This is a genomic window from Streptomyces sp. SudanB25_2051 (genome assembly GCF_964272635.1).
Classification (GTDB): Bacteria; Actinomycetota; Actinomycetes; order Streptomycetales; family Streptomycetaceae; genus Streptomyces.
This window is the reverse complement of sequence record NZ_OZ186787.1, coordinates 1,788,057-1,805,898: the sequence shown is the minus strand read 5'-3', so window position 1 is coordinate 1,805,898 and position 17,842 is coordinate 1,788,057. Positions and strand designations below refer to the sequence as shown.

Sequence of the window (17,842 nt, the reverse complement as noted above, 5' to 3'; positions counted from 1 at the left end):
ATGTCATCAGGCCGGAGGCGGAACGTCACGGCAGTTCGGGGAAAGCGCATGCGTCATTTCGGGCATATCTCGCCTGCTGCTCGGGCCGGGCTGTTCCATCGGGAGCCGTGCGCGTTCGACAGCCACTCGCCGGCCGAGGTCCTCGCGGCCGCGCTCGGCGCCACGCTCTACAGCCCCGCCACCCGCCCCACCCTCGCCGACGACGTGTGCAAGCAGGTCGGACGCGGTGTCGTGTCCATGGTGCTCTGCCTGGAGGACTCCATCGGCGACGCGGACGTCGCCTTCGGCGAGGAGAACCTCGTACGCCAGCTCACCGATCTGGCCGCGCGTGGCGGGGAACCGCCCCTGCTGTTCATCCGGGTCCGCGAGCCCGAGCAGATACCCGACCTGGTCCGCCGCCTCGGCCCCGCCGTACGGCTGCTGTCCGGTTTCGTACTGCCGAAGTTCACCGAGAAGCGCGGCACGCCCTTCCTTGAGGCGCTCGCCGTGGCCGAGGCCGAGCCCGCCGCGGCCGACGCGCTCGCCGGACGGCCGCTGTACGCGATGCCCGTCCTGGAGTCGCCGGAACTGCTGCACCTGGAGACCCGCGCGGACACCCTCGCCGGGATCGCCCGCGCCGTCACCGCCCACCGCGAGCGCGTCCTGGCCCTGCGGCTGGGCGTCACCGACTTCTGCTCCGCGTACGGGCTGCGCCGCTCGCCCGACATGACCGCCTACGACGTGCAGATCGTCGCCCATGTCATCGCCGACGTCGTCAACGTCCTCGGCCGCGCCGACGGCAGCGGCTTCACCATCACCGGACCGGTGTGGGAGTACTTCCGCCTCCAGGAGCGCATGTTCAAGCCGATGCTGCGCCGCAGCCCCTTCCTGGAAGGCCGCGCCGAGGCCCTGCGCACCGCCCTGATCGAACACGACCTGGACGGGCTGCTCCGCGAGATAGAGCTGGACCGCGCCAACGGCCTGCTCGGCAAGACCTGCATCCACCCCTCGCACGTGCAGCCCGTGCACGCGCTGTCCGTGGTGAGCCACGAGGAGTACAGCGACGCGCGGGACATCCTGCGCCCGGAGCGCAACGGCGGCGGCGTCCTGCGCTCCGCGTACACGAACAAGATGAACGAGGTGAAGCCGCACCGCGCCTGGGCGGAGCGGACGCTGCGGCGGGCCGAGGTGTTCGGCGTCGCCAAGGCGGACGTGGGCTTCGTCGAGCTGCTCGCGGCCGGCCTGGCCGTACCGTGAGCCGCGCCCCTGACCAGGCACGACACCTGTACCCGAGAGAGAAGAGGCACGTCATTCACGGCACGGTGTGGACGGGAAGATGGGTCGCCGAGCGGCTCGGCGTCGAACTCTCGGCGCGAGGGGGCGACGACGAGGAGCTGCGCGGCCTGCTGGGGCTCGCCCTGCGGGACAACCCGAAGAGGGCGCACCTCCTCGTCTCGCGGGTGCTCGGCAAGCACGTGCCGCGCAGCCCCGCCGTCGTGCGCGGCACCGGCTACGAGCTGGGCCGCCGCGTGCGGGCCCTGCTGGGCGAGGCGGAGGCGCGGCGCGCGGTCGTCGTCGGGTACGCGGAGACGGCGACCGGCCTGGGCCACTGCGTCGCCGACGGCCTCGCCCACGCCCCGTACCTGCACTCCACGCGCCGCCCCGTGCCCGGGGTGCGGCAGGCGGCCGGGTTCGAGGAGGCGCACTCCCACCACACCTCGCACCTGCTGCTCCCCGAGGACCCGGAGCTGCTGGCCCGACCGGGGCCGCTGGTGCTGGTGGACGACGAGTTCTCGACCGGCAACACCGTCCTGAACACCGTACGGGCGCTGCACGCGCGGTACCCGCGCGAGCGGTATGTGATCGTGGCGCTGGTCGACATGCGCTCCCCCCGGGACCGCGAGCGGCTGGCGGAGTTCGCCGCCGAGATCGGCGCGCGGGTGGACCTCGTGGCGCTCGCCGCCGGGACGGTACGGCTGCCCGACGGCGTCCTGGAGAAGGGCCGCGCCCTGGTGGCCGCGCACCAGCGGCCCGCACCGGACGCGACCGGCGACGTCGCCGCCGTACGGCGCGCCGACCTCGGGTGGCCGGCCGGGCTGCCGGACGGGGGCCGCCACGGCTTCACCCCGGAGCACCGGGCCCGCCTGGAGGCGGCGCTGCCGTCGATGGCGGCGCGGCTGGCGGAGGCACTGGGACTGGAGGTCGCGCGGGAGACCGCGCCCGGCACCCCCCACGCGCCCGCCCCCGCCACGCCCGGCACGTCCCCCGCGCCCCAGGCGCCCGCGCCCGCGGCGCCCGACGCCCGCGCCCCGCGCGTCCTCGTCCTCGGCTGCGAGGAGCTGATGTACGCGCCCCTCGCCCTGGCCGCCGCCCTGGAGGAGCGGGTCCCGCACGCCGACGTGCGGTTCTCCACCACCACCCGCTCGCCCGTCCTGGCCGTCGACGACCCCGGCTACGCCATCCGCACCCGCCTGGTCTTCCCCGCCCACGACGACCCGGCCGACGGCCCCGGCGACCGGTACGCGTACAACGTCGCCGGCGGCGGCTTCGACGCGGTCGCCGTCGTCGTGGACTCGGCCGCCGACACGCCCCTCCTGCACGCCCCGCACGGACTCCTCGGCCGGCTCACCGCGCACATCCCGCGCGTCGTGCTGGCCACCGTCCCCTCGTACGTACCGGAAAGAGCCGGCATGCTGCCCGAGCCGCTGCGCGGACCCGCGTTCTCCTCCTACGCCCCCGACGAGGTCGGCTGGCTCCTCCAGGACCTGTCCGACGTGGAGCTGGAGGCCCCCACCGAGGAGCGGGAGGAGGCCATCCAGAGCGGCGGCGCGCACTACGCCGAGTCGCTGCCCGTCGAGTACCAGCCGAGCGACGACTACCAGAAGCTGTTCCGCTCCGCCCTCGACGCATCCGCCGCCCGGATCGCCCGCGCGGTCGGCGTCGTCACCGAGACGGTCCTCGCGGAGCGCTCCCCGCGCCCTGTGCTGGTCTCCCTCGCCCGCGCCGGCACCCCCGTCGGCGTGCTGATGCGCCGCTGGGCCCGCCACCGGCACGGCCTGGACCTGCCGCACTACGCCGTGTCCATCGTGCGCGGCCGGGGCATCGACACCAACGCGCTGCGCTGGCTGCGCGCCCACCACGACCCGGCCGACGTCGTCTTCGTCGACGGCTGGACCGGCAAGGGCGCCATCACCCGCGAACTGGCCGCCGCGCTCGCGGACTTCCCCGACTTCGACCCGGAGATCGCCGTCCTGGCCGACCCCGGCTCCTGCGTACGCGTCCACGGCACCCGCGAGGACTTCCTGATCCCCTCCGCGTGCCTCAACTCCACCGTCTCCGGGCTGATCTCCCGCACCGTCCTGCGCGCCGACCTGGTCGGCCCCGACGACTACCACGGCGCGAAGTTCTACCGGGAGCTCGCCGGCGCCGACGTGTCGAACGACTTCCTCGACGCGGTGTCCGCCCGCTTCGACGAGGTCGCGGACGCCGTCGCCGCCGACACCGCCCGGCTCCTCGCCGCCGACCGGACGCCCACCTGGGAGGGCTGGGCCGCCGTGGAGCGCATCAGCGAGGAGTACGGCATCCACGACGTGAACCTGGTCAAGCCCGGCGTCGGCGAGACCACCCGGGTCCTTCTGCGCCGCGTCCCGTGGAAGGTCCTCGCCCAGCGCGGCGCGGGCGCCGACCTGGACCACGTACGGCTCCTCGCCGACCAGCGGGGCGTACCCGTCGAGGAGGTGGACGACCTGCCGTACACCTGCGTCGGGCTCATCCACCCCCGGTACACGCGCGGCGCGACCGGCGCCGACGGCCGGGCGGTGACCGCGCCGTGAACCGAGCCGCAACCGGCGCCGCGGCGCCCGGACCCGCGCTGATCGCCAGCGACCTGGACCGCACGCTCATCTACTCGACGGCCGCGCTCGCGCTGACCGCCCCGGACGCGGAGGCGCCGCGCCTGCTGTGCGTGGAGGTCTACCAGGGCAAACCGCTCTCGTACGTCACCGAGGCCGCCGCGGAACTGCTCGACGAGCTGGCCCGCACGGCCGCGTTCATGCCGGTCACCACCCGGACGCGCGAGCAGTACCGGCGCATCCAGCTGCCGTGCCCGACACCCCGGTACGCCATCTGCGCCAACGGCGGCCACCTGCTGGTCGACGGTGAGTCGGACCGCGACTGGCAGGCCGTCGTCGCGGCGCGCCTCGCCGACGAGTGCGCCTCGCTGGACGAGGTGCGGGCGCACCTGATCGCGGCGGCCGACCCGGCGTGGCTGCTGAAGGAGCGGGTCGCGGAAGACCTGTTCGCCTACCTGGTGGTGGAGCGGGCGCTGCTGCCCGACGGCTGGGTCGCCGAACTGTCCGCCTGGGCGGAGGCGCGCGGCTGGACGGTGTCCCTCCAGGGCCGGAAGGTGTACGCGGTGCCGAAGCCGCTGACGAAGAGCGCGGCGGTACGGGAGGTGGCGCGCCGCACCGGCGCCGGCACCGTCCTCGCGGCGGGTGACTCGCTGCTCGACGCGGACCTGCTGCTGGCCGCCGACCGGGCGTGGCGGCCCGGCCACGGCGAACTGGCCGACACGGACTGGCGCGCCGGACACGTGGAGGTGCTCCGGGACCGGGGCGTGGCGGCGGGCGAGGAGATCCTGCGCCGCTTCCTGTCGGCGGCGAGGACGGCGGCGGCAGCGGCGGCGTAGACGCGCGGGCGGGCCCGCAGCCGTTCGTACGACCGGGCCCGCCGCGGTGCGGGTGTCAGCCCCGTACGGACGGCCGGGCCCGCCGGGGTACGGGTGTCAGCCCCGTACGGACGACCGGGCCCGCCGCGGTACGGGTGTCAGCCGCAGCAGCCGCCGCCGCAGCACCCGCCACCGCCGCCGCCGGCGGGCCTGGCGGGTGCCGCGGCCGACGCCGTGCCGCCGACCGCGACGGTCGACAGGAGCTTCACCGTGTCGTCGTGCCCGGCCGGGCAGGCGGCGGGCGCGGAGGACTCCGCCATCGGGCGGCTCAGTTCGAACGTGTCGCCGCAGGTGCGGCAGCGGTACTCGTAGCGAGGCATACGGAAAGACTAACCACCCGCCCGCACCGGCCCACGGCCCTCACCGCCCACCGGCCCCGGCCACCGCCCTCACCGCCCACCGGCCCCGGACCCCCGCTCCTCACGGATCTGCTCCACCACCCGCGCGACCGACGCCCGCACGGCCTCCGTCTCCGTGAGGAAATGCCAGTAGTCCGGGTGCCGCCCCTCCAGACCGCCCACCGCCCGGTCCAGGCGGGCCACCGCGTCGTCCAGCGGCCCGGCGTGCCGGGGGTCCGGGGTGTGGCGGCCGTCCATGGCGAGCCGCTGCGCGTCCCGGATCGTGAAGCGCGTCCGGTCGATCTCCTGCTGCGGGTCCTTCGCCACGGCGTTCAGCCGCTGGAGCCGCTCCCCGGCGGCCGACACCGCCTCGTCCGCCGCGTTCAGCAGTGCCCGTACCGTGCTCAGCAGCGCCGTCGCGTCCGGCCACCGCTGCTCGTCCCGCGCCCGGGCCGCCTCCGCGATCTTCCCCTCCGCCTGCCGTACGGACTCCGCGGCCCGCTCGGGCACCGGCTGGAGGTCCTGCCAGCACGCCAGGCTGAACCGGCGCCGCAGCTCGCTCAGCACCGGCTCCACGGACGCGGCCCGGTTCGCGAGGGCCTGCGCCCGCGTGCGGAGCGACACGAGCCGCCGGTCGATCTCGGCGGCACGCTCCGGAAGCCGCTCGGCGTCCGCCCGTACCGCCTCCGCCTCCCGCAGCACCCGGTCGGCGCGCTGCAGGGTCTCCGCCACGCCGTGCCGGCCCGCGCCTTCGTTGAGCCTGGTCAGCTCGGGCGCGAGGGCGGCGAGGCGGGCCGCGAGGTCGTCGGCGCGCAGCCCCGCACCGCGTACGGAGTCCAGCGCGCCGCTCGCCGCGAGGAGCGCGGCACGGGCCCGCTCGACGGCCGGGGCCAGCCGCGCCAGCTGCGTCTCCGCCGTGGCCAGCAGCGGGGCGAGCCCCTCCTCGAACCGCTCCAGCTCGCCCCGCACCCGCACGAGCTCGTCCTTCGCGCGCGTCAGGTCCGTGCGGGCGCCCGTCGCCGCGGCCGGATCCAGATCGACCCGGTCCAGGTCGTAGCGGTCGACGGCCTCGATGTACGTCTGGCTGACCTCGTCGATGCGCCGCCCCAGCGCGGCGAACCCCTCCGCGGCGCGGCCCGCGGCGGGCGAACGGTCCACCGCGGCGATCGTCTCCATGGAGATCCGCAGGCCCCGCTGCGCGGTGTCCAGCTCGTAGAACGCGGCCGCGGCGGCGTCCTTCGCGGCCTGCGCGTCGGCCCGCAGGCTCTCGACGCGCCCGCCGCCGAACCAGCGCCGCGTACCGCCCCCGGCGCCGCCGCCCGCGAGCGCCCCGGCCGAGCCCAGCACCCCGGCGGCGGCCGCGACGAGCAGGGGCAGCGGCAGCAGTACCAGGGCGAGCGCGTCCGCCGCGTGCCGTCGTGCGCCGCGTGTCCCCGTCACATCCGCTCCCCGTACCGTCCGTCCGAGCTGACCCGGTTCATTCTCCCACCGGGTAGGACGAACGGGAGAGCCGATCAGTTCGCGGTACGCACCGTCACGTCGCCGTTCTCGCTGTACGCGGTCACCGCGCGGGAGCTCTTCGCGTCGTGCGGCGCGTCGGTGGTGACCTTGCCGTTGTCGGTGCCCGCGGTGACGGCGTACGGCGCCGCGGCGGCCGGCAGCTCGACCACGACGCCGCCGTTGGAGCTGTGCGCCGCGACCCTGGTGGGGGCGCCGCCCAGGGCGAGGCGGATGTCGCCGTTGTCGCTGCGGGCCGAGACGGTACGGGAGGTGGCGCCGTCCACGCGGAGGACGCCGTTGTCGGTGCCGAGGTCGAGCGGCCCGCGCGCGCCGCGCACGGTGACGTCGCCGTTGTCGGTGCGCACCGTGAGCGGCGCGGCGAAGCCGTCCGACGAGACGGTGCCGCTGTCGCCCCTGACGGTCACGGCGACACCGCGCGGGACCTTCACCTCGTACCGGGCGTCGCAGTTCTGCACGACGGCGTCGCAGGCCACCCGCAGGGTCAGCGTGCCGCCGTCCATCCGCCACGCCGCGTCGGGCCCGCTGCCCAGCATGACCCAGCCGTCGACCTGCCGCGTCACCTCGACGCCCGTCACGTCGGCGGGCACCAGGACGACGTCGCCGTCCCCGGAGTCCACGGTCAGCGCGTCCCCCCGGAACGCGAACACCTTCCGCTCCTCGGGCGCCCCCGCCGCGTCGACACCCCCGCACCCGGCGACCCCGAACAGCAGCACCCCCACCACGGCGACGGAACGGACGGTACGACGACGAGCACCCTCAGCGACCACGAGCTTCCCCCGGTACGAAACCACTACGACGCGCCCCACGCTACGTACCGCCCCCTCGCCCCCACGATCCGGCGGCCCACCGCCACGGGGGTGGGGCTAACCCCCGCAACGGTTTGCGAACCCCACCAGGGGGCCATGTACGCTGTTGCCTCACTCCACGGGTGCGTAGCTCAGGGGTAGAGCGCTGCTCTTACAAAGCAGATGTCGGCGGTTCGAAACCGTCCGCGCCCACCACCACGAAGGCCCTCGCCGATCACGGCGGGGGCCTTCGGCGTCCGGCCCATGCGGCTGACGGCCTCACGTCGGGGTGTCCTGCGCGACGTGCGTGTACACGTTCATGGTCGCGGCGCTCTGGCTGTGCCCGATGCAGTGACTCCCGAGCTCATAGCGTCACCGCTTCGAGCCAAGGTAGGTTGCGCCCCACGCCCCATGTCAGCAGTTCCGCCGCCCACATGTCCCGACTGCGCCCAGACTATGAGGACCGGCGGCCTTGTCCTCAGCGGCCGGGAGGATGACGGCGCGCGAGCCTGCCGCATGCTGTGGCGCTGCCCCGCTCGGCACGCCTGGTGGAAGTGGCGGACCGTCCGGATGACCCGTTGGAGCCCTGTCCGCACCCCCGGCTCTTCCGGTCCTGACATCCACGGCTGACATCTACGAGGGCGCACAGCCGCGTCCGCGAACCACCGGTGACCTGTAGCAGTTACACCCAGCACCGCCGCCGAACTCGATCCGCGCGCCTCCGGCTACATTCACCGGATGAGTACCCCTTTTGATGATCCGGTGAGCTGCGCGTTCTGTATGGGAGCCACCGACGTCGGCCCCTCGGGTGATGGCGTCACGTTGGAGATCTCTCGGGCCGGGGAAGAGAGCGTGCAGTTCCTCTGGGCCCACATGAGCTGTCTGGACGAGCACCTCCACAGGCACATCACCCGAGGCCCATGGCTCGACGTCTAGAAGCGTGTTCCTCCCGTGCCCGATCGAGCAGGGAATGCCGGGGAACACCGGGTGATCACGGTGCGCGGGCACGGAAGCGACCCCCGACCCGGTTGTCTGGTCCGGGGCCGTTCATCTGCGGTGGGTGTGGGGTTTGAACCCACGGTGACATCGCTGCCACGACGGTTCTCGAGAATGCTTCAGCCCTGGTTGTAGTGCGCGAACACGTGGGAGCGCTCGCGCTCTCAGCTCCAGTCAGGTCGGTGCGATGGCAGGGCCCAGCCTTGGCCGACTCGAAGGTGGGGAGGCCATGGGGCCGGTGGTCAGTCTGGGAGGGGGCCTATTCGCTTCTTGCCTGCGGCGGCAGAGGGAGCCGCTCGTGGTGGTGCCAGATCAGGTAGCGGTCTTCCCGGCGAAGTTCCGCAGAGCCCCATTCAATGCGCATGACTCCTTCAGCCATGGAGCAGGCGTAGGCCACGAGGACGAGCTGGGTGTCCTCTGAGAGCAAAGCGAGGTCGGGGTGCGCATCCGGCTCGTCCAGCTCGTCGAGACCGAGATCGAAGGCCTGCTGCATGGGTTCGGGGCCGTGCCGGCGGATCAGGTCGGCCCGGAAGCCCGTTGCCCGGCGAAGCCGTGCTGCCGTGACAGGGACGTCCTTCTTCGCGTAGCGGAAGGGATAGATCACATGGCCGCTAAGGATCATGAGCGTCCGTCCCTGCAAGCGCACCGGAGTGGCCTCAGGGAGCGAGCCGAGCCCCACTTCCAGTTCCTCGTACTGCGCGGCGTAAAGGCCGTGTCCGTATGCCTCCAGTGTCTGCGTCTGCACTCCTTCGTGCCCGCTGCGCGCTCGGGCATGGGCGCGAACCAAGCTGGCTGGGATCAATTCGATCAGTTGGTTAGCGGTGTCACCGAAGATCTTGTCGGCCCACCCCGTCACGGTCCCCATCGCGTACCGTCCTTCCCCCCTGCGGCACGTGAGTGCCGGCCAGCATTCAACGGAACCGTGCAGAGGCTGACCCGTGCAAGAGGGCGTGGGGCGTACGACGGGGCGCACGGTGCCATGGTGTCCCGGCACCGGCTGCGCCGGGTGGTGGCAAGGGGAGTGTCAGCGGCTGGCCGTACGCTGCCGCCATGCGCAGAGTAGCGATCACGCAGGAGGCCGTACTCAAGGCCATCGCGGAGTACGACCGGCTGGGCCCGGACAGGTTCTTGGAGAAGTACGGCTTCAAAAAGGCCCGATCGTATGTCGTGGTGCATGACGGGCGTCAGTACGACTCGAAGGCCATCGCCGGCGTGGCGCACCAGTGGGACCACGGCCGACCCCTCAAGCCTGACGAGTTCAGCGGAGGCAGAGAGCACGCCGTGGCGTGGCTGGAGCAGGCAGGGTTCCAGGTCAAAGCCGTCAACAATCCTGACTGGGCCAGGGACGAGATCATCCTCGCCTGCCAGCTTGTGATGGAGAACGGCTGGAAAGGGCTGGACGCTCAGGACGCCAGGGTGGTGGAGCTGTCACGCCTGCTGCAACTCCTCCCCATCCATGCTGAGACGGAACGCAACGAAAAGTTCCGCAATCCGAACGGAGTGGCGCGCAAGACGTTCGACATCGCCACGCGGCATCCGGACTACCAGGGCAAGCCCACCAATGGCAGTGCCCTCGACCGCGCGGTGCTGATGGAGTTCCTTGCCCGGCCTGACGAAATGACCGCGGCTGCACGGCTCATTCGCCAGGGCATCACGGCCGGCGAGCTGCAGAGCCTCCCGCTCACCGAGGACGAGGCGTTCGGTGACGACTACAGCGCCCCCGAAGGGCGGCTCCTCATGCGGCGGCACCAGGCCCGCGAGCGCAGCAAGAGCCTGCGCAAGAAAAAGATCGCGTCCGTACTCAAGCGTGGCGGACGGCTGGAGTGCGAAGCCTGCGGGTTCGACTTCGAGCGGGTCTACGGCGACCGCGGTGCCGGGTATATCGAGTGCCATCATGTGGTGCCGCTGCACGAAGCGGGCGAAGGGCAGACCAGACTCCGCGATCTCGCTCTCATATGTGCCAACTGCCACCGCATGATCCATCGACGCGCTCCATGGCCGACTCCGGCGGAGCTGCGGGCCTCAATAGAGCAGAAGCAAGCAGCCGACAAGCGTGCAGCGGAATCCTTGGCGCGGCAGCGCACGGCGGCTGATGTCCAGGTCCCAGTGCCCGTGACGGACCTCCGCTGCTGACACGGACGTCGGCTCACGGCGGCAGCCCAGAAGAGCGCGGCCGCTCTCCGCGGACGAGTTCACCGCGCGGTGGCGGTGGGGCTGGGCGTGGGGATTCGCGGGTGGCAGGATCGCGGTGTGAACTGGGGGACTTGGAGTGAGCGGTTGAGCGTCGCGCTCGACTGGGTCGGGCTGGGTGTGTCCGGGATGATGCTTTTCTGGGCCGTCCAGGATTACCGGGACGGCGGGTCCGTGCGGTGGGTGGGTCTCGGGGGCGTGCTCGTGCTCGTCGGCCTGTGGGTCGTGGGGCGCGGGATCGTGCGGCGGCGGCGCGGGGACCGCGCCGGTTCGCCTTAGGGGGACGCCCGCGTGGAGTTCTGGTCCCGTACGGCGCCGTCTTCGGGTTCGTGCCCGCCCGGGCGCGGGCGCGTATGACGACCCGGCCCGGCGTCAGGCCGCCGGGGAGCGGTGATAGGCGCTGCCGTCCCTCGTACGCGTCAGGTGCCCCGACGTGACCAGGTAGCGGCGCAGCGCCGAGCAGTCCTCGTGGACCGTCCGCAGCGCCTCGTTGACCTCGGGCTCCGTATAGGTGCGCCGCTGCTCGAACAGGGTCTGCGCCAGGTGCGCGAGGAGCTGCTCGCGACGGGCCTGCTTGCGAGGGATGGCCGTCAGGCGGCCGGCGCCGTCGAAGAGGGCGGACACGCTGTGCGATGTGGGGTGCTCGGACATGCCCGGCAGCCTCGCAGTCACGCGTCCGCCCCGCAACGGGATTACGGCGACGCCCCGTTGCCCCCGCTCACAGCGTCCAGAACGGGCCCGACACCGAGCGGTGCAGCAGCCGCACGGGCCGGTGGTCGGGGGTCCTGGCGCGGACCATGAACCGCAGATGACGTCCCGCGCCCACATCCGCCGTGGACGTGAACTGGTGCCCGCCCGCCCCGTACGCCCGGATCGGCAGGTACAGGGAGCGGTCGCCGCCGTTCTTGTCCGTCGTGTAGAAGCAGCCCTCGATCACCGTGTCGGCCGGCGTGTCGTCGCCGAACAGCAGGTGCACGACGGTGTGGTGCCGGACCGGACCGACCAGCAGTATCGCGGTGCGGAACGACAGCCCCGCCCAGTTGCCGGACGCGAGCTCCATGTCGGCGGCGTTGGACTCGTTCAGCAGGTTCGGCACGGGGTCCTCCTCGGGCGGTACGGGTGCCGTGTGGCCGCTGGCGCGGTTCACGATGCCGGGGAAAACGACTTTCCGGAACTGGTCCACCCGCGCGTCCCCCGGGCACGCGGTGCCCCCCGACGACCAGGCGGAGTGCAGCCGGTGGTAGCCGTAGCCGGGGTCGTCGTGGGTGCGGCAGATCCGCAGCGGCAGTCCGTGGTGCTGGTGCAGCCACACACCGACCCGGATCAGCTGCTCGATCTGCTTGTCCGTCCACGGGTCGGTGTGCTTCAGATTCGACGCCGTCTCGATCGACACCGCACCGGTGCCGTCGGGGCGCCTGTTGGCGGCGTAGTTGGAGTCGGCTCGGGTCTCCGTGCCGATGTACTGCGCGAGGTCGCCCTCGTAGCCGAGTCCGAAGTGGGACTCGAGCGAGCTGGACTTCCAGTACTCATAGAGCCGTTGCGCGGTCCATGGCGCGGCCAGGCTGTGGACGATGAACTGCGTGGGCCTGATAGCGGGTTGCTGATCGCTCTCTGGCTGGAGCTCCATCTTCCTGGCGAACGGGCACCAGGCCATCAGGGTGCCTCCTTCTGATTCGAGTGCCACTTCCGGGGGATGCCGATATGGACGCGCTCACCTGTACTGTCGAGGGCTGCAGCCGTCCTGTCCGCGTGCGTTCGCGTGGTTGGTGCGCGATGCACTACGGGCGATGGCAGCGCCATGGGGATCCGGGCCCCGCGGCCGCGTATCGCGTGCATGACGGCGCGGCGACGGAGGCCCGCCGATGCGAGTTCCCGGGATGTACGCGGAAGTACATCAGCAAAGGGCTCTGCGCGAGCCACAACTGGCAGCGCAATGTGGGGCGTGAGCTGACCGCGCTGCCGGACCGCCGGTCCGTCAAACCACATGACCGGAACGCGCGGGGCGAGAAGCAGTGCCGCACCTGTCTCCTTTGGCTCGACCCCGACAGCTTCAACCGGAACGCCGCCGCCAAGGACGGGTTGCAGGGAAACCGCCGAAGCTGCGGACGGGACGCGCAGCGGAAGGCGCTGTACCGGCTGCCGCCTCAACGCTACGCGGACATGCTGGCGCGCCAGGGGGGTGTGTGCGCCATCTGCAAGCAGGCCGAGAGCGACGGGAGCGCCCTCTCCGTGGACCACGACCACGGCTGTTGTCCTGGTTCCCGCGTCTGCGGCGACTGCGTCCGCGGTCTGGTGTGCCGTGCCTGCAACCAGGGACTTGGCAGATTCCGTGACGATCCGGGACTTCTGCGCGCCGCAGCGGCCTACCTTGAACGGCACGCATCCCGGTAATCGTGCCGGCCGGATCGCCGGCCGGCCTTCCGACTTCGGCTGCGACTCCCTGCGCGCAGCCCCCGGATACCAGGCCATGCGTCTCCTCCTCGGGGCGGGCGAGAGGTGCCTCATGGGCTGTGCGGTGGGGGGTGCGGCACCTGACAGTGAGTTGCCCGGTGCGGGCCGTGGTCACTCGGCGCGGCGTGCAGTTGCCAAAGGGGAATGAACGTGCGCGGTTCGTTGGCATGGAGGGCGCGCGGGAGGCGGGTGACCGGGGCGCGGGCGGCGGTGGGGGCGCCGCCGCTGTCCGTGCGGGTGGCCGCGCGTCGCGGTGGCCTGGGGTGCCGTGCCCGTGCGGGGCGTTCCGGGCGCACCTAGACTGACGGGTGCCCGTAATGCACGTACTGCCCGAAACGCCCCCCCCGCGGGGCCATGAAGGGAGCGACCCCATGTCGAAGCGCGGCAACAAGCGGCGGGCCCGTAAGGGCAAGAAGGCCAACCACGGCAAGCGGCCCAACGCCTGAGCGGGCGATGAGGCGGGCCGGTACGGCACGTGCGTACGTACGCACGTGCCGTACGCGCCGGGGCGGCCCCGCGCCTCACTCCGGCCCGTGTGCCGGCTGCGCCGCGTCCACCGCGTCCAGGGCCAGGGCCCACGGGAAGCCGGACGGCCAGTCCTGCCCCGGCGGGTCGGGGACGTAGCCGCCCTCCCCGTACAGCACCGTCACGCCCGCCGCCCGCAGCGTCTCCACCGACCGGTCGAACTGCGGGTGGCGTACGTACGCCGCGTTCGCGCACGGCATCGCGACGATCGGGAGGCCCTTGCCGATCGCCTCCGCCGCCACGCCCACCACGAACGCGCCGGTGATGCCGAGCGCCCAGGAGTTGACCGTGTTAAACGTCGCCGGGGCGAACAGCACCGCGTCGGCGGGCGGCCAGACATCCGGATCGCCCGGCCGCTTGTACGCGAAGCGCACCGGGTGCCCGGTGAGCGCCGCCAGCCCGTCGAGACTCGGCTCCAGCCACTGGGCGGCGCTCGGCGTCAGCCCCAGGCAGACGTCCCAGCCCCGCGCCTGCGCGTCCTCGATCACGCTCGCCACCTCGAACACCGGCGGGGCGGCCGAGCAGAACAGATACAGAGTCCTCGCCTTGATCATGGAGTTCATCTGATCACATGCCGGACGGGTGCATCCTGGCAGTGAGCGAAGTGATGGTCCGCCCGAGAGCCGTGAGGTCCGGTATGTGCCGCAGTATCAAGACCCTCCGTCCGCCCGTGCTGCCCGAGGAGGCCACCGAGGACGACATCCACGCCGCCGCGCTCCAGTACGTGCGCAAGGTCTCCGGGTTCCGCGCGCCCGCCGCGCACAACCGCGAGGTCTTCGAACGCGCCGTCGCCGAGGTCGCGGACGCCACGCGCCGGCTGCTCGACGGGCTCGAAGTGCGCGGCTCCGGCACGGCCAGGCGGTCCGGCGGCGGGCGGCCGGACGCCGTGCCCGCCGCCGTGGGGAGCGGCGACGCCGCCTAGAGCGCGCCGCCGCTACGAGGCCGGCGCGGGGGCCTGTGCCTGCTCGGGGCCCGGGCGCCGCACGACGTACGCGGCGATGCTCCCCGCCAGGAACAGCGCCAGCACCGACACCGCCGCGCTCAGCCAGGTCGCGCCCAGCCACTGGCCGCCGAAGTAGCCGACGCCCACGCTGTACGAGGCCCACGCCACCCCGGCCAGTACCGACCACGGCACGAACTCCCGTGCCCGGCGCCGCGCCGCACCCGCGCCCAGCGACACCACGGACCGTCCGGCCGGGGCGAACCGGGCGATGACCACCAGGGCGCCGCCGCCGCGCCGCAGGGCCGTGCCGAGACGTTCCTGCGCCGTGGTGAGGCGCCGGGAGCGAGCGATGGCCCGGTCGAGGCGGGGCCCGCCGCGCCAGGCGAGGCGGTACGCGACGAGGTCGCCGATCACCGAGGCGGTGGCCGCGCACGCGGCGAGGGCGATGAGCGAGATCCCGCCAGGCGCCGCCGTCGCGGTCGCGGCGGTCGCCGCCGTCGCGGCCGAGATCAGCAGGACGCCGCTCGGCAGGACGGGGAGGAACACGTCCAGCACCACGGAGACGGCCACCGCGGCATAGACCCATGGGCTACCGGCCAGCCACCGCACGCTCTCCAGCACCTTGACTCCCCACCTCCACCCCCGAGAACGCGCAACAGCGTACGCCTTACGCGTCATCGCGCGTGCACGAAGGGCAGCGGAGGACCGACGCGTACCGGCCGCCGGGCGGCGAGATCCCTCCCTGGATCCCGCCGTCGTCGTCCTTCCCCCCGGGGGTCCCCGCCGTCTCGCCGCCGCCGGTCGCCCTCCCGCCTGTGGCGAGCCCCTCAAGCTAGGCTCCATCTAGGTAGACTGACCTACCCAATAACGGAGAGGTGGGCGATGAGCGAGACCGGTACGGCCGCGCCGCGGCCCGGCAGGCGGCGGGGTGCCGCCCGGGAGCGGCTGCTCGCCGCCGCGGCGCGCCGCTTCTACGCGGACGGCGTCGCGGCGACGGGGATCGACACGATCACCGCCGAGGCGGGCGTCGCGAAGATGAGCCTCTACAACAACTTCGCGTCCAAGGCCGACCTGGTGCGCGCCTACCTCGACGCGCGCCACGAGGAGTGGCTCGACCTGTACCGGCGGCGGCTCCAGGAGGCACGGGCCCGCCGGGAGGGCGGACGCCAGGACGGCGGCGGGGCGCCCGACGGCCGGGACGGGGCGCCCGACTCGCGCGACGGAGTGTCTGAGGGCCGCGACCGGGCGCCGGACGGCCGCGAGGAGGCGCCGGACGGGGCGCCGGACAGGCAGGACCGGGTGTCGGACGGGCGGGACCGGGTGTCGGACGGGCGGGACGGGGTGCTGGCGGTCTTCGACGCCTACGCCGACCACGCGGCCCTCGCCTACGAGCACGGCTTCCGCGGCTGCGGCCTGCTGAACGCCGCCGCCGAGCTGCCGGCCGGCGACGAGGGCCGGGCCGTGGTGCGCCGCCACAAGGAGGAGGTCGAGGAACTGCTCGCCGGGCACCTCCGGGAGCTGCTGCCCGGCCGCCAGGAGGAGGCGCGGAGGGTGGCCGAGCACCTGTCGTTCCTGCTGGAGGGCGCGATGGCCCGTGCCGGGCTCGAAGGCGCCGGTACGCGGCTGGACCACGCGCGGGCGATGGCGGCCGACCTGCTGGACCGGCTGTGACGGGCCCCGCCGGGCACGGGCGCGGCGGCACCGCGTCGGGCGCGGGCGTGGGCGCGGTGTGCGTGCTGCTGGCCTCGGTGCTGTGGGGCACCACGGGCACCGCGGCGACGTTCGCCCCGTCGGTGGGCCCGCTGGCGATCGGTGCCGTCGCGATGGGCCTGGGCGGGCTGCTCCAGGCGCTGGTCGCGGCGCCCCGCATCCGCCGGGAGGTCCCGCTGCTGCGGGCGCGGAGGGGGACGGTACTGCTCGGGGCGCTGTCGGTGGGCGCCTACCCCCTGGCGTTCTACAGCTCCATGCACCTGGCGGGCGTCGCGGTCGGCACGGTCGTGTCGATCGGCGCCGCCCCGCTCGCCTCCGCCCTGATCGAGCGGGTCGTCGACGGGCGCCGCCTCACGCGCCGCTGGACGGCCGGCGCCGCTCTGGGGCTTTCCGGCACGGTGCTGCTGTGCGCCGCCGAAGCAGCGGGCGCCCACTCGGGGGCCGGGGGGCGCTCGGCGGCGCAGACGGTGCTCGGCGTGGGGCTGGGCCTGGTCGCGGCGGTCACCTACGCCCTGTACTCCTGGGCGGCCCACCGCCTGATCAGCCGAGGCGTCGGCTCGGGCGCGGCCATGGGGGCGGTGTTCGGGCTGGGCGGGCTGCTGCTGATGCCGGTGCTGCTGGCGACCGGGGCGCCGCTGCTCGACTCCGGGTCGAACGCGGCGGTGGGGCTCTACATGGCGGTGGTGCCGATGTTCACCGGTTACATGCTGTTCGGCTGGGGGCTGGCGCGCGTCCCGGCGAGCACCGCGACCACGCTCTCGCTGCTGGAGCCCGCCGTCGCGGCCGTGCTGGCCGTCCTGGTCGTCGGTGAACGGCTGCCGCTGCTCGGATGGGCGGGCATCGCCCTGGTCGTCTGCTGCCTGGCGGTGCTGACCGTGCCGACCGGCACCCGCACCCGGCCGCGTACCAGGGTCCGTGCCCGGTTCGGGACCGGGGCCCACGCGCCCGCGGGACGCCGGACCGTCCGTACGGACCCGGCCCCGTCCGCGCAGGAGGACGCCGTCGCGCCGTAACGGCCGCCGCACCGGGGGTTGTCCGCGCACCCAGGCGTCCACGCGCCCGAGCGGCGACGCGCCCGAGTGGCGGCGCGCCCGGACGCCGCGGCCCCGGCGGATGACCGCCGCGGGGCCGGGCCTCCGGGCGCGCGCGACGGGAACGTCAGGCCGCCACCGTCGTGCGCTGCCGCGCGTCCTCCCGGCGGCCGGCGCCGAACAGGGTGTCCAGGGCGAGCGCGCCGGGGCCGGTGAAGACCAGCAGGAACAGCGCCCAGCAGAACAGCGCCGCCGTCTCGCCGCCGTTCTCCATCGGGAGCAGGCCGGACGGCTGGTGCGCCGTGAAGTACGCGTACGCCATGGCACCCGACGAGACAAAGGCGGCGGCGCGGGTGCCCAGGCCGACGAGGATCAGCGCGCCGCCGACCAGCTCGATCACCGCCGCGTACCAGTACGGCCAGGTGCCGGACGGGACCGTGGCGCCCGAGCCGTCCGCGCCGCCGAGGACGCCGAACAGCTTCGCGGCGCCGTGGCAGAGGAACAGCAGGCCGATGACGACCCGGAACAGCGCCAGCGCGTACGGCTGGGCTTGCTGGAGACGGCTGGTGATCGAGGACATGGGGGGCTCCTTCGGCTGGGGACTGAACCGATGCGCCCCACGTTAGGCACCCCTAAGCATTACTTGC

At 73.5% G+C, this 17,842-nt stretch carries 19 protein-coding genes and 1 tRNA gene; 11 read left to right on the top strand and 9 right to left on the bottom strand.

The genetic code is table 11. From position 1 onward, the window contains the following. Positions 1-48: 48 nt before the first annotated feature. The 3 genes from ACSUPT_RS08000 to ACSUPT_RS07990 all read left to right on the top strand — a co-directional run bounded on the left by ACSUPT_RS08000 (position 49) and on the right by ACSUPT_RS07990 (position 4,666). Entirely contained in the window at positions 49-1,236 is a 1,188-nt protein-coding gene (locus ACSUPT_RS08000; protein WP_351968246.1) for an HpcH/HpaI aldolase/citrate lyase family protein, read from the top strand. 65 nt (positions 1,237-1,301) lie between these two features. Beyond that, positions 1,302-3,812, top strand: coding sequence for a phosphoribosyltransferase (locus tag ACSUPT_RS07995; protein ID WP_436943871.1), 2,511 nt, complete (start codon positions 1,302-1,304; stop codon positions 3,810-3,812). After that, the gene (locus ACSUPT_RS07990) at positions 3,809-4,666 is read left to right on the top strand and encodes an HAD family hydrolase (protein WP_351968248.1); all 858 of its coding nucleotides are present in this window, start codon (positions 3,809-3,811) and stop codon (positions 4,664-4,666) included. Before ACSUPT_RS07995 ends, ACSUPT_RS07990 begins: the two co-directional genes overlap by 4 nt. Positions 4,667-4,803: 137 nt before the next feature. Here ACSUPT_RS07990 and ACSUPT_RS07985 read toward each other — a convergent pair whose 3' ends face one another. From ACSUPT_RS07985 to ACSUPT_RS07975, 3 genes are all read right to left on the bottom strand, one after another. Next, a complete protein-coding gene (locus ACSUPT_RS07985; protein ID WP_351968249.1) occupies positions 4,804-5,025 on the bottom strand; it encodes an FmdB family zinc ribbon protein in 222 nt (73 codons plus the stop codon). Positions 5,026-5,094: 69 nt separating this feature from the next. After that, complete coding sequence (locus ACSUPT_RS07980; RefSeq protein ID WP_361661028.1) at positions 5,095-6,483, bottom strand: hypothetical protein; 1,389 nt, start codon at positions 6,481-6,483, stop codon at positions 5,095-5,097. A 74-nt stretch (positions 6,484-6,557) separates the two neighbouring features. Then, positions 6,558-7,286, bottom strand: a complete 729-nt coding sequence (locus ACSUPT_RS07975) for a DUF4097 family beta strand repeat-containing protein (protein WP_436943870.1) — start codon at positions 7,284-7,286, stop codon at positions 6,558-6,560. A 204-nt stretch (positions 7,287-7,490) separates the two neighbouring features. On the opposite strand from ACSUPT_RS07975, the gene ACSUPT_RS07970 reads away from it, so the two are divergent. Continuing rightward, a tRNA-Val gene (locus ACSUPT_RS07970) sits at positions 7,491-7,565 on the top strand. Between the two features lie 1,039 nt (positions 7,566-8,604). Here ACSUPT_RS07970 and ACSUPT_RS07965 read toward each other — a convergent pair. Further along, positions 8,605-9,210 carry a hypothetical protein gene (locus ACSUPT_RS07965; RefSeq protein ID WP_351968252.1) on the bottom strand — a complete coding sequence of 202 codons (606 nt, stop codon included), beginning with the start codon at positions 9,208-9,210 and terminating at the stop codon, positions 8,605-8,607. Between the two features lie 185 nt (positions 9,211-9,395). Between ACSUPT_RS07965 and ACSUPT_RS07960 the strand changes: the two genes are divergently transcribed. Both ACSUPT_RS07960 and ACSUPT_RS07955 read left to right on the top strand, forming a co-directional pair. Further along, on the top strand, positions 9,396-10,478 hold the full coding sequence (locus tag ACSUPT_RS07960; protein ID WP_399217207.1) for an HNH endonuclease: 1,083 nt from the start codon (positions 9,396-9,398) through the stop codon (positions 10,476-10,478). A 117-nt stretch (positions 10,479-10,595) separates the two neighbouring features. After that, positions 10,596-10,814, top strand: coding sequence for a hypothetical protein (locus ACSUPT_RS07955; protein WP_436943867.1), 219 nt, complete (start codon positions 10,596-10,598; stop codon positions 10,812-10,814). A gap of 93 nt (positions 10,815-10,907) precedes the next feature. On the opposite strand, the gene ACSUPT_RS07950 is transcribed toward ACSUPT_RS07955, so the two are convergent. Then, positions 10,908-11,186: a DUF2087 domain-containing protein gene (locus tag ACSUPT_RS07950; protein WP_351968254.1), complete on the bottom strand. Its 279-nt coding sequence runs from the start codon at positions 11,184-11,186 to the stop codon at positions 10,908-10,910. 67 nt (positions 11,187-11,253) lie between these two features. Beyond that, positions 11,254-12,189, bottom strand: coding sequence for a peptidoglycan recognition protein family protein (locus ACSUPT_RS07945; protein WP_351968255.1), 936 nt, complete (start codon positions 12,187-12,189; stop codon positions 11,254-11,256). A 47-nt stretch (positions 12,190-12,236) separates the two neighbouring features. Between ACSUPT_RS07945 and ACSUPT_RS07940 the strand changes: the two genes are divergently transcribed. Together ACSUPT_RS07940 and ACSUPT_RS07935 are read left to right on the top strand one after the other, a co-directional pair. After that, a complete protein-coding gene (locus ACSUPT_RS07940) occupies positions 12,237-12,926 on the top strand; it encodes an endonuclease VII domain-containing protein (RefSeq protein WP_436943865.1) in 690 nt (229 codons plus the stop codon). A gap of 431 nt (positions 12,927-13,357) precedes the next feature. Beyond that, complete coding sequence (locus ACSUPT_RS07935) at positions 13,358-13,432, top strand: 50S ribosomal protein bL37 (protein ID WP_099048249.1); 75 nt, start codon at positions 13,358-13,360, stop codon at positions 13,430-13,432. A 75-nt stretch (positions 13,433-13,507) separates the two neighbouring features. Here the strand turns inward: ACSUPT_RS07935 and ACSUPT_RS07930 are convergent, their stop codons facing one another. Next, positions 13,508-14,065, bottom strand: coding sequence for a flavoprotein (locus tag ACSUPT_RS07930; RefSeq protein WP_351968270.1), 558 nt, complete (start codon positions 14,063-14,065; stop codon positions 13,508-13,510). Between the two features lie 83 nt (positions 14,066-14,148). Here ACSUPT_RS07930 and ACSUPT_RS07925 point away from each other — a divergent pair, with 83 nt between their 5' ends. After that, positions 14,149-14,433 carry a DUF2277 domain-containing protein gene (locus tag ACSUPT_RS07925; protein ID WP_361661009.1) on the top strand — a complete coding sequence of 95 codons (285 nt, stop codon included), beginning with the start codon at positions 14,149-14,151 and terminating at the stop codon, positions 14,431-14,433. 12 nt (positions 14,434-14,445) lie between these two features. Here the strand turns inward: ACSUPT_RS07925 and ACSUPT_RS07920 are convergent, their stop codons facing one another. Beyond that, complete coding sequence (locus tag ACSUPT_RS07920; protein ID WP_351968258.1) at positions 14,446-15,075, bottom strand: DedA family protein; 630 nt, start codon at positions 15,073-15,075, stop codon at positions 14,446-14,448. Positions 15,076-15,336: 261 nt separating this feature from the next. Here ACSUPT_RS07920 and ACSUPT_RS07915 point away from each other — a divergent pair, with 261 nt between their 5' ends. Continuing rightward, on the top strand, positions 15,337-16,125 hold the full coding sequence (locus ACSUPT_RS07915; protein WP_436943863.1) for a TetR/AcrR family transcriptional regulator: 789 nt from the start codon (positions 15,337-15,339) through the stop codon (positions 16,123-16,125). Next, positions 16,122-17,177 (top strand): DMT family transporter, encoded by a 1,056-nt coding sequence (locus ACSUPT_RS07910; protein ID WP_436943861.1) that lies wholly within the window; start codon positions 16,122-16,124, stop codon positions 17,175-17,177. Before ACSUPT_RS07915 ends, ACSUPT_RS07910 begins: the two co-directional genes overlap by 4 nt. Positions 17,178-17,322: 145 nt before the next feature. Here the strand turns inward: ACSUPT_RS07910 and ACSUPT_RS07905 are convergent, their stop codons facing one another. Continuing rightward, a complete protein-coding gene (locus ACSUPT_RS07905) occupies positions 17,323-17,766 on the bottom strand; it encodes a DoxX family protein (RefSeq protein WP_351968271.1) in 444 nt (147 codons plus the stop codon). Positions 17,767-17,842: the final 76 nt, after the last annotated feature.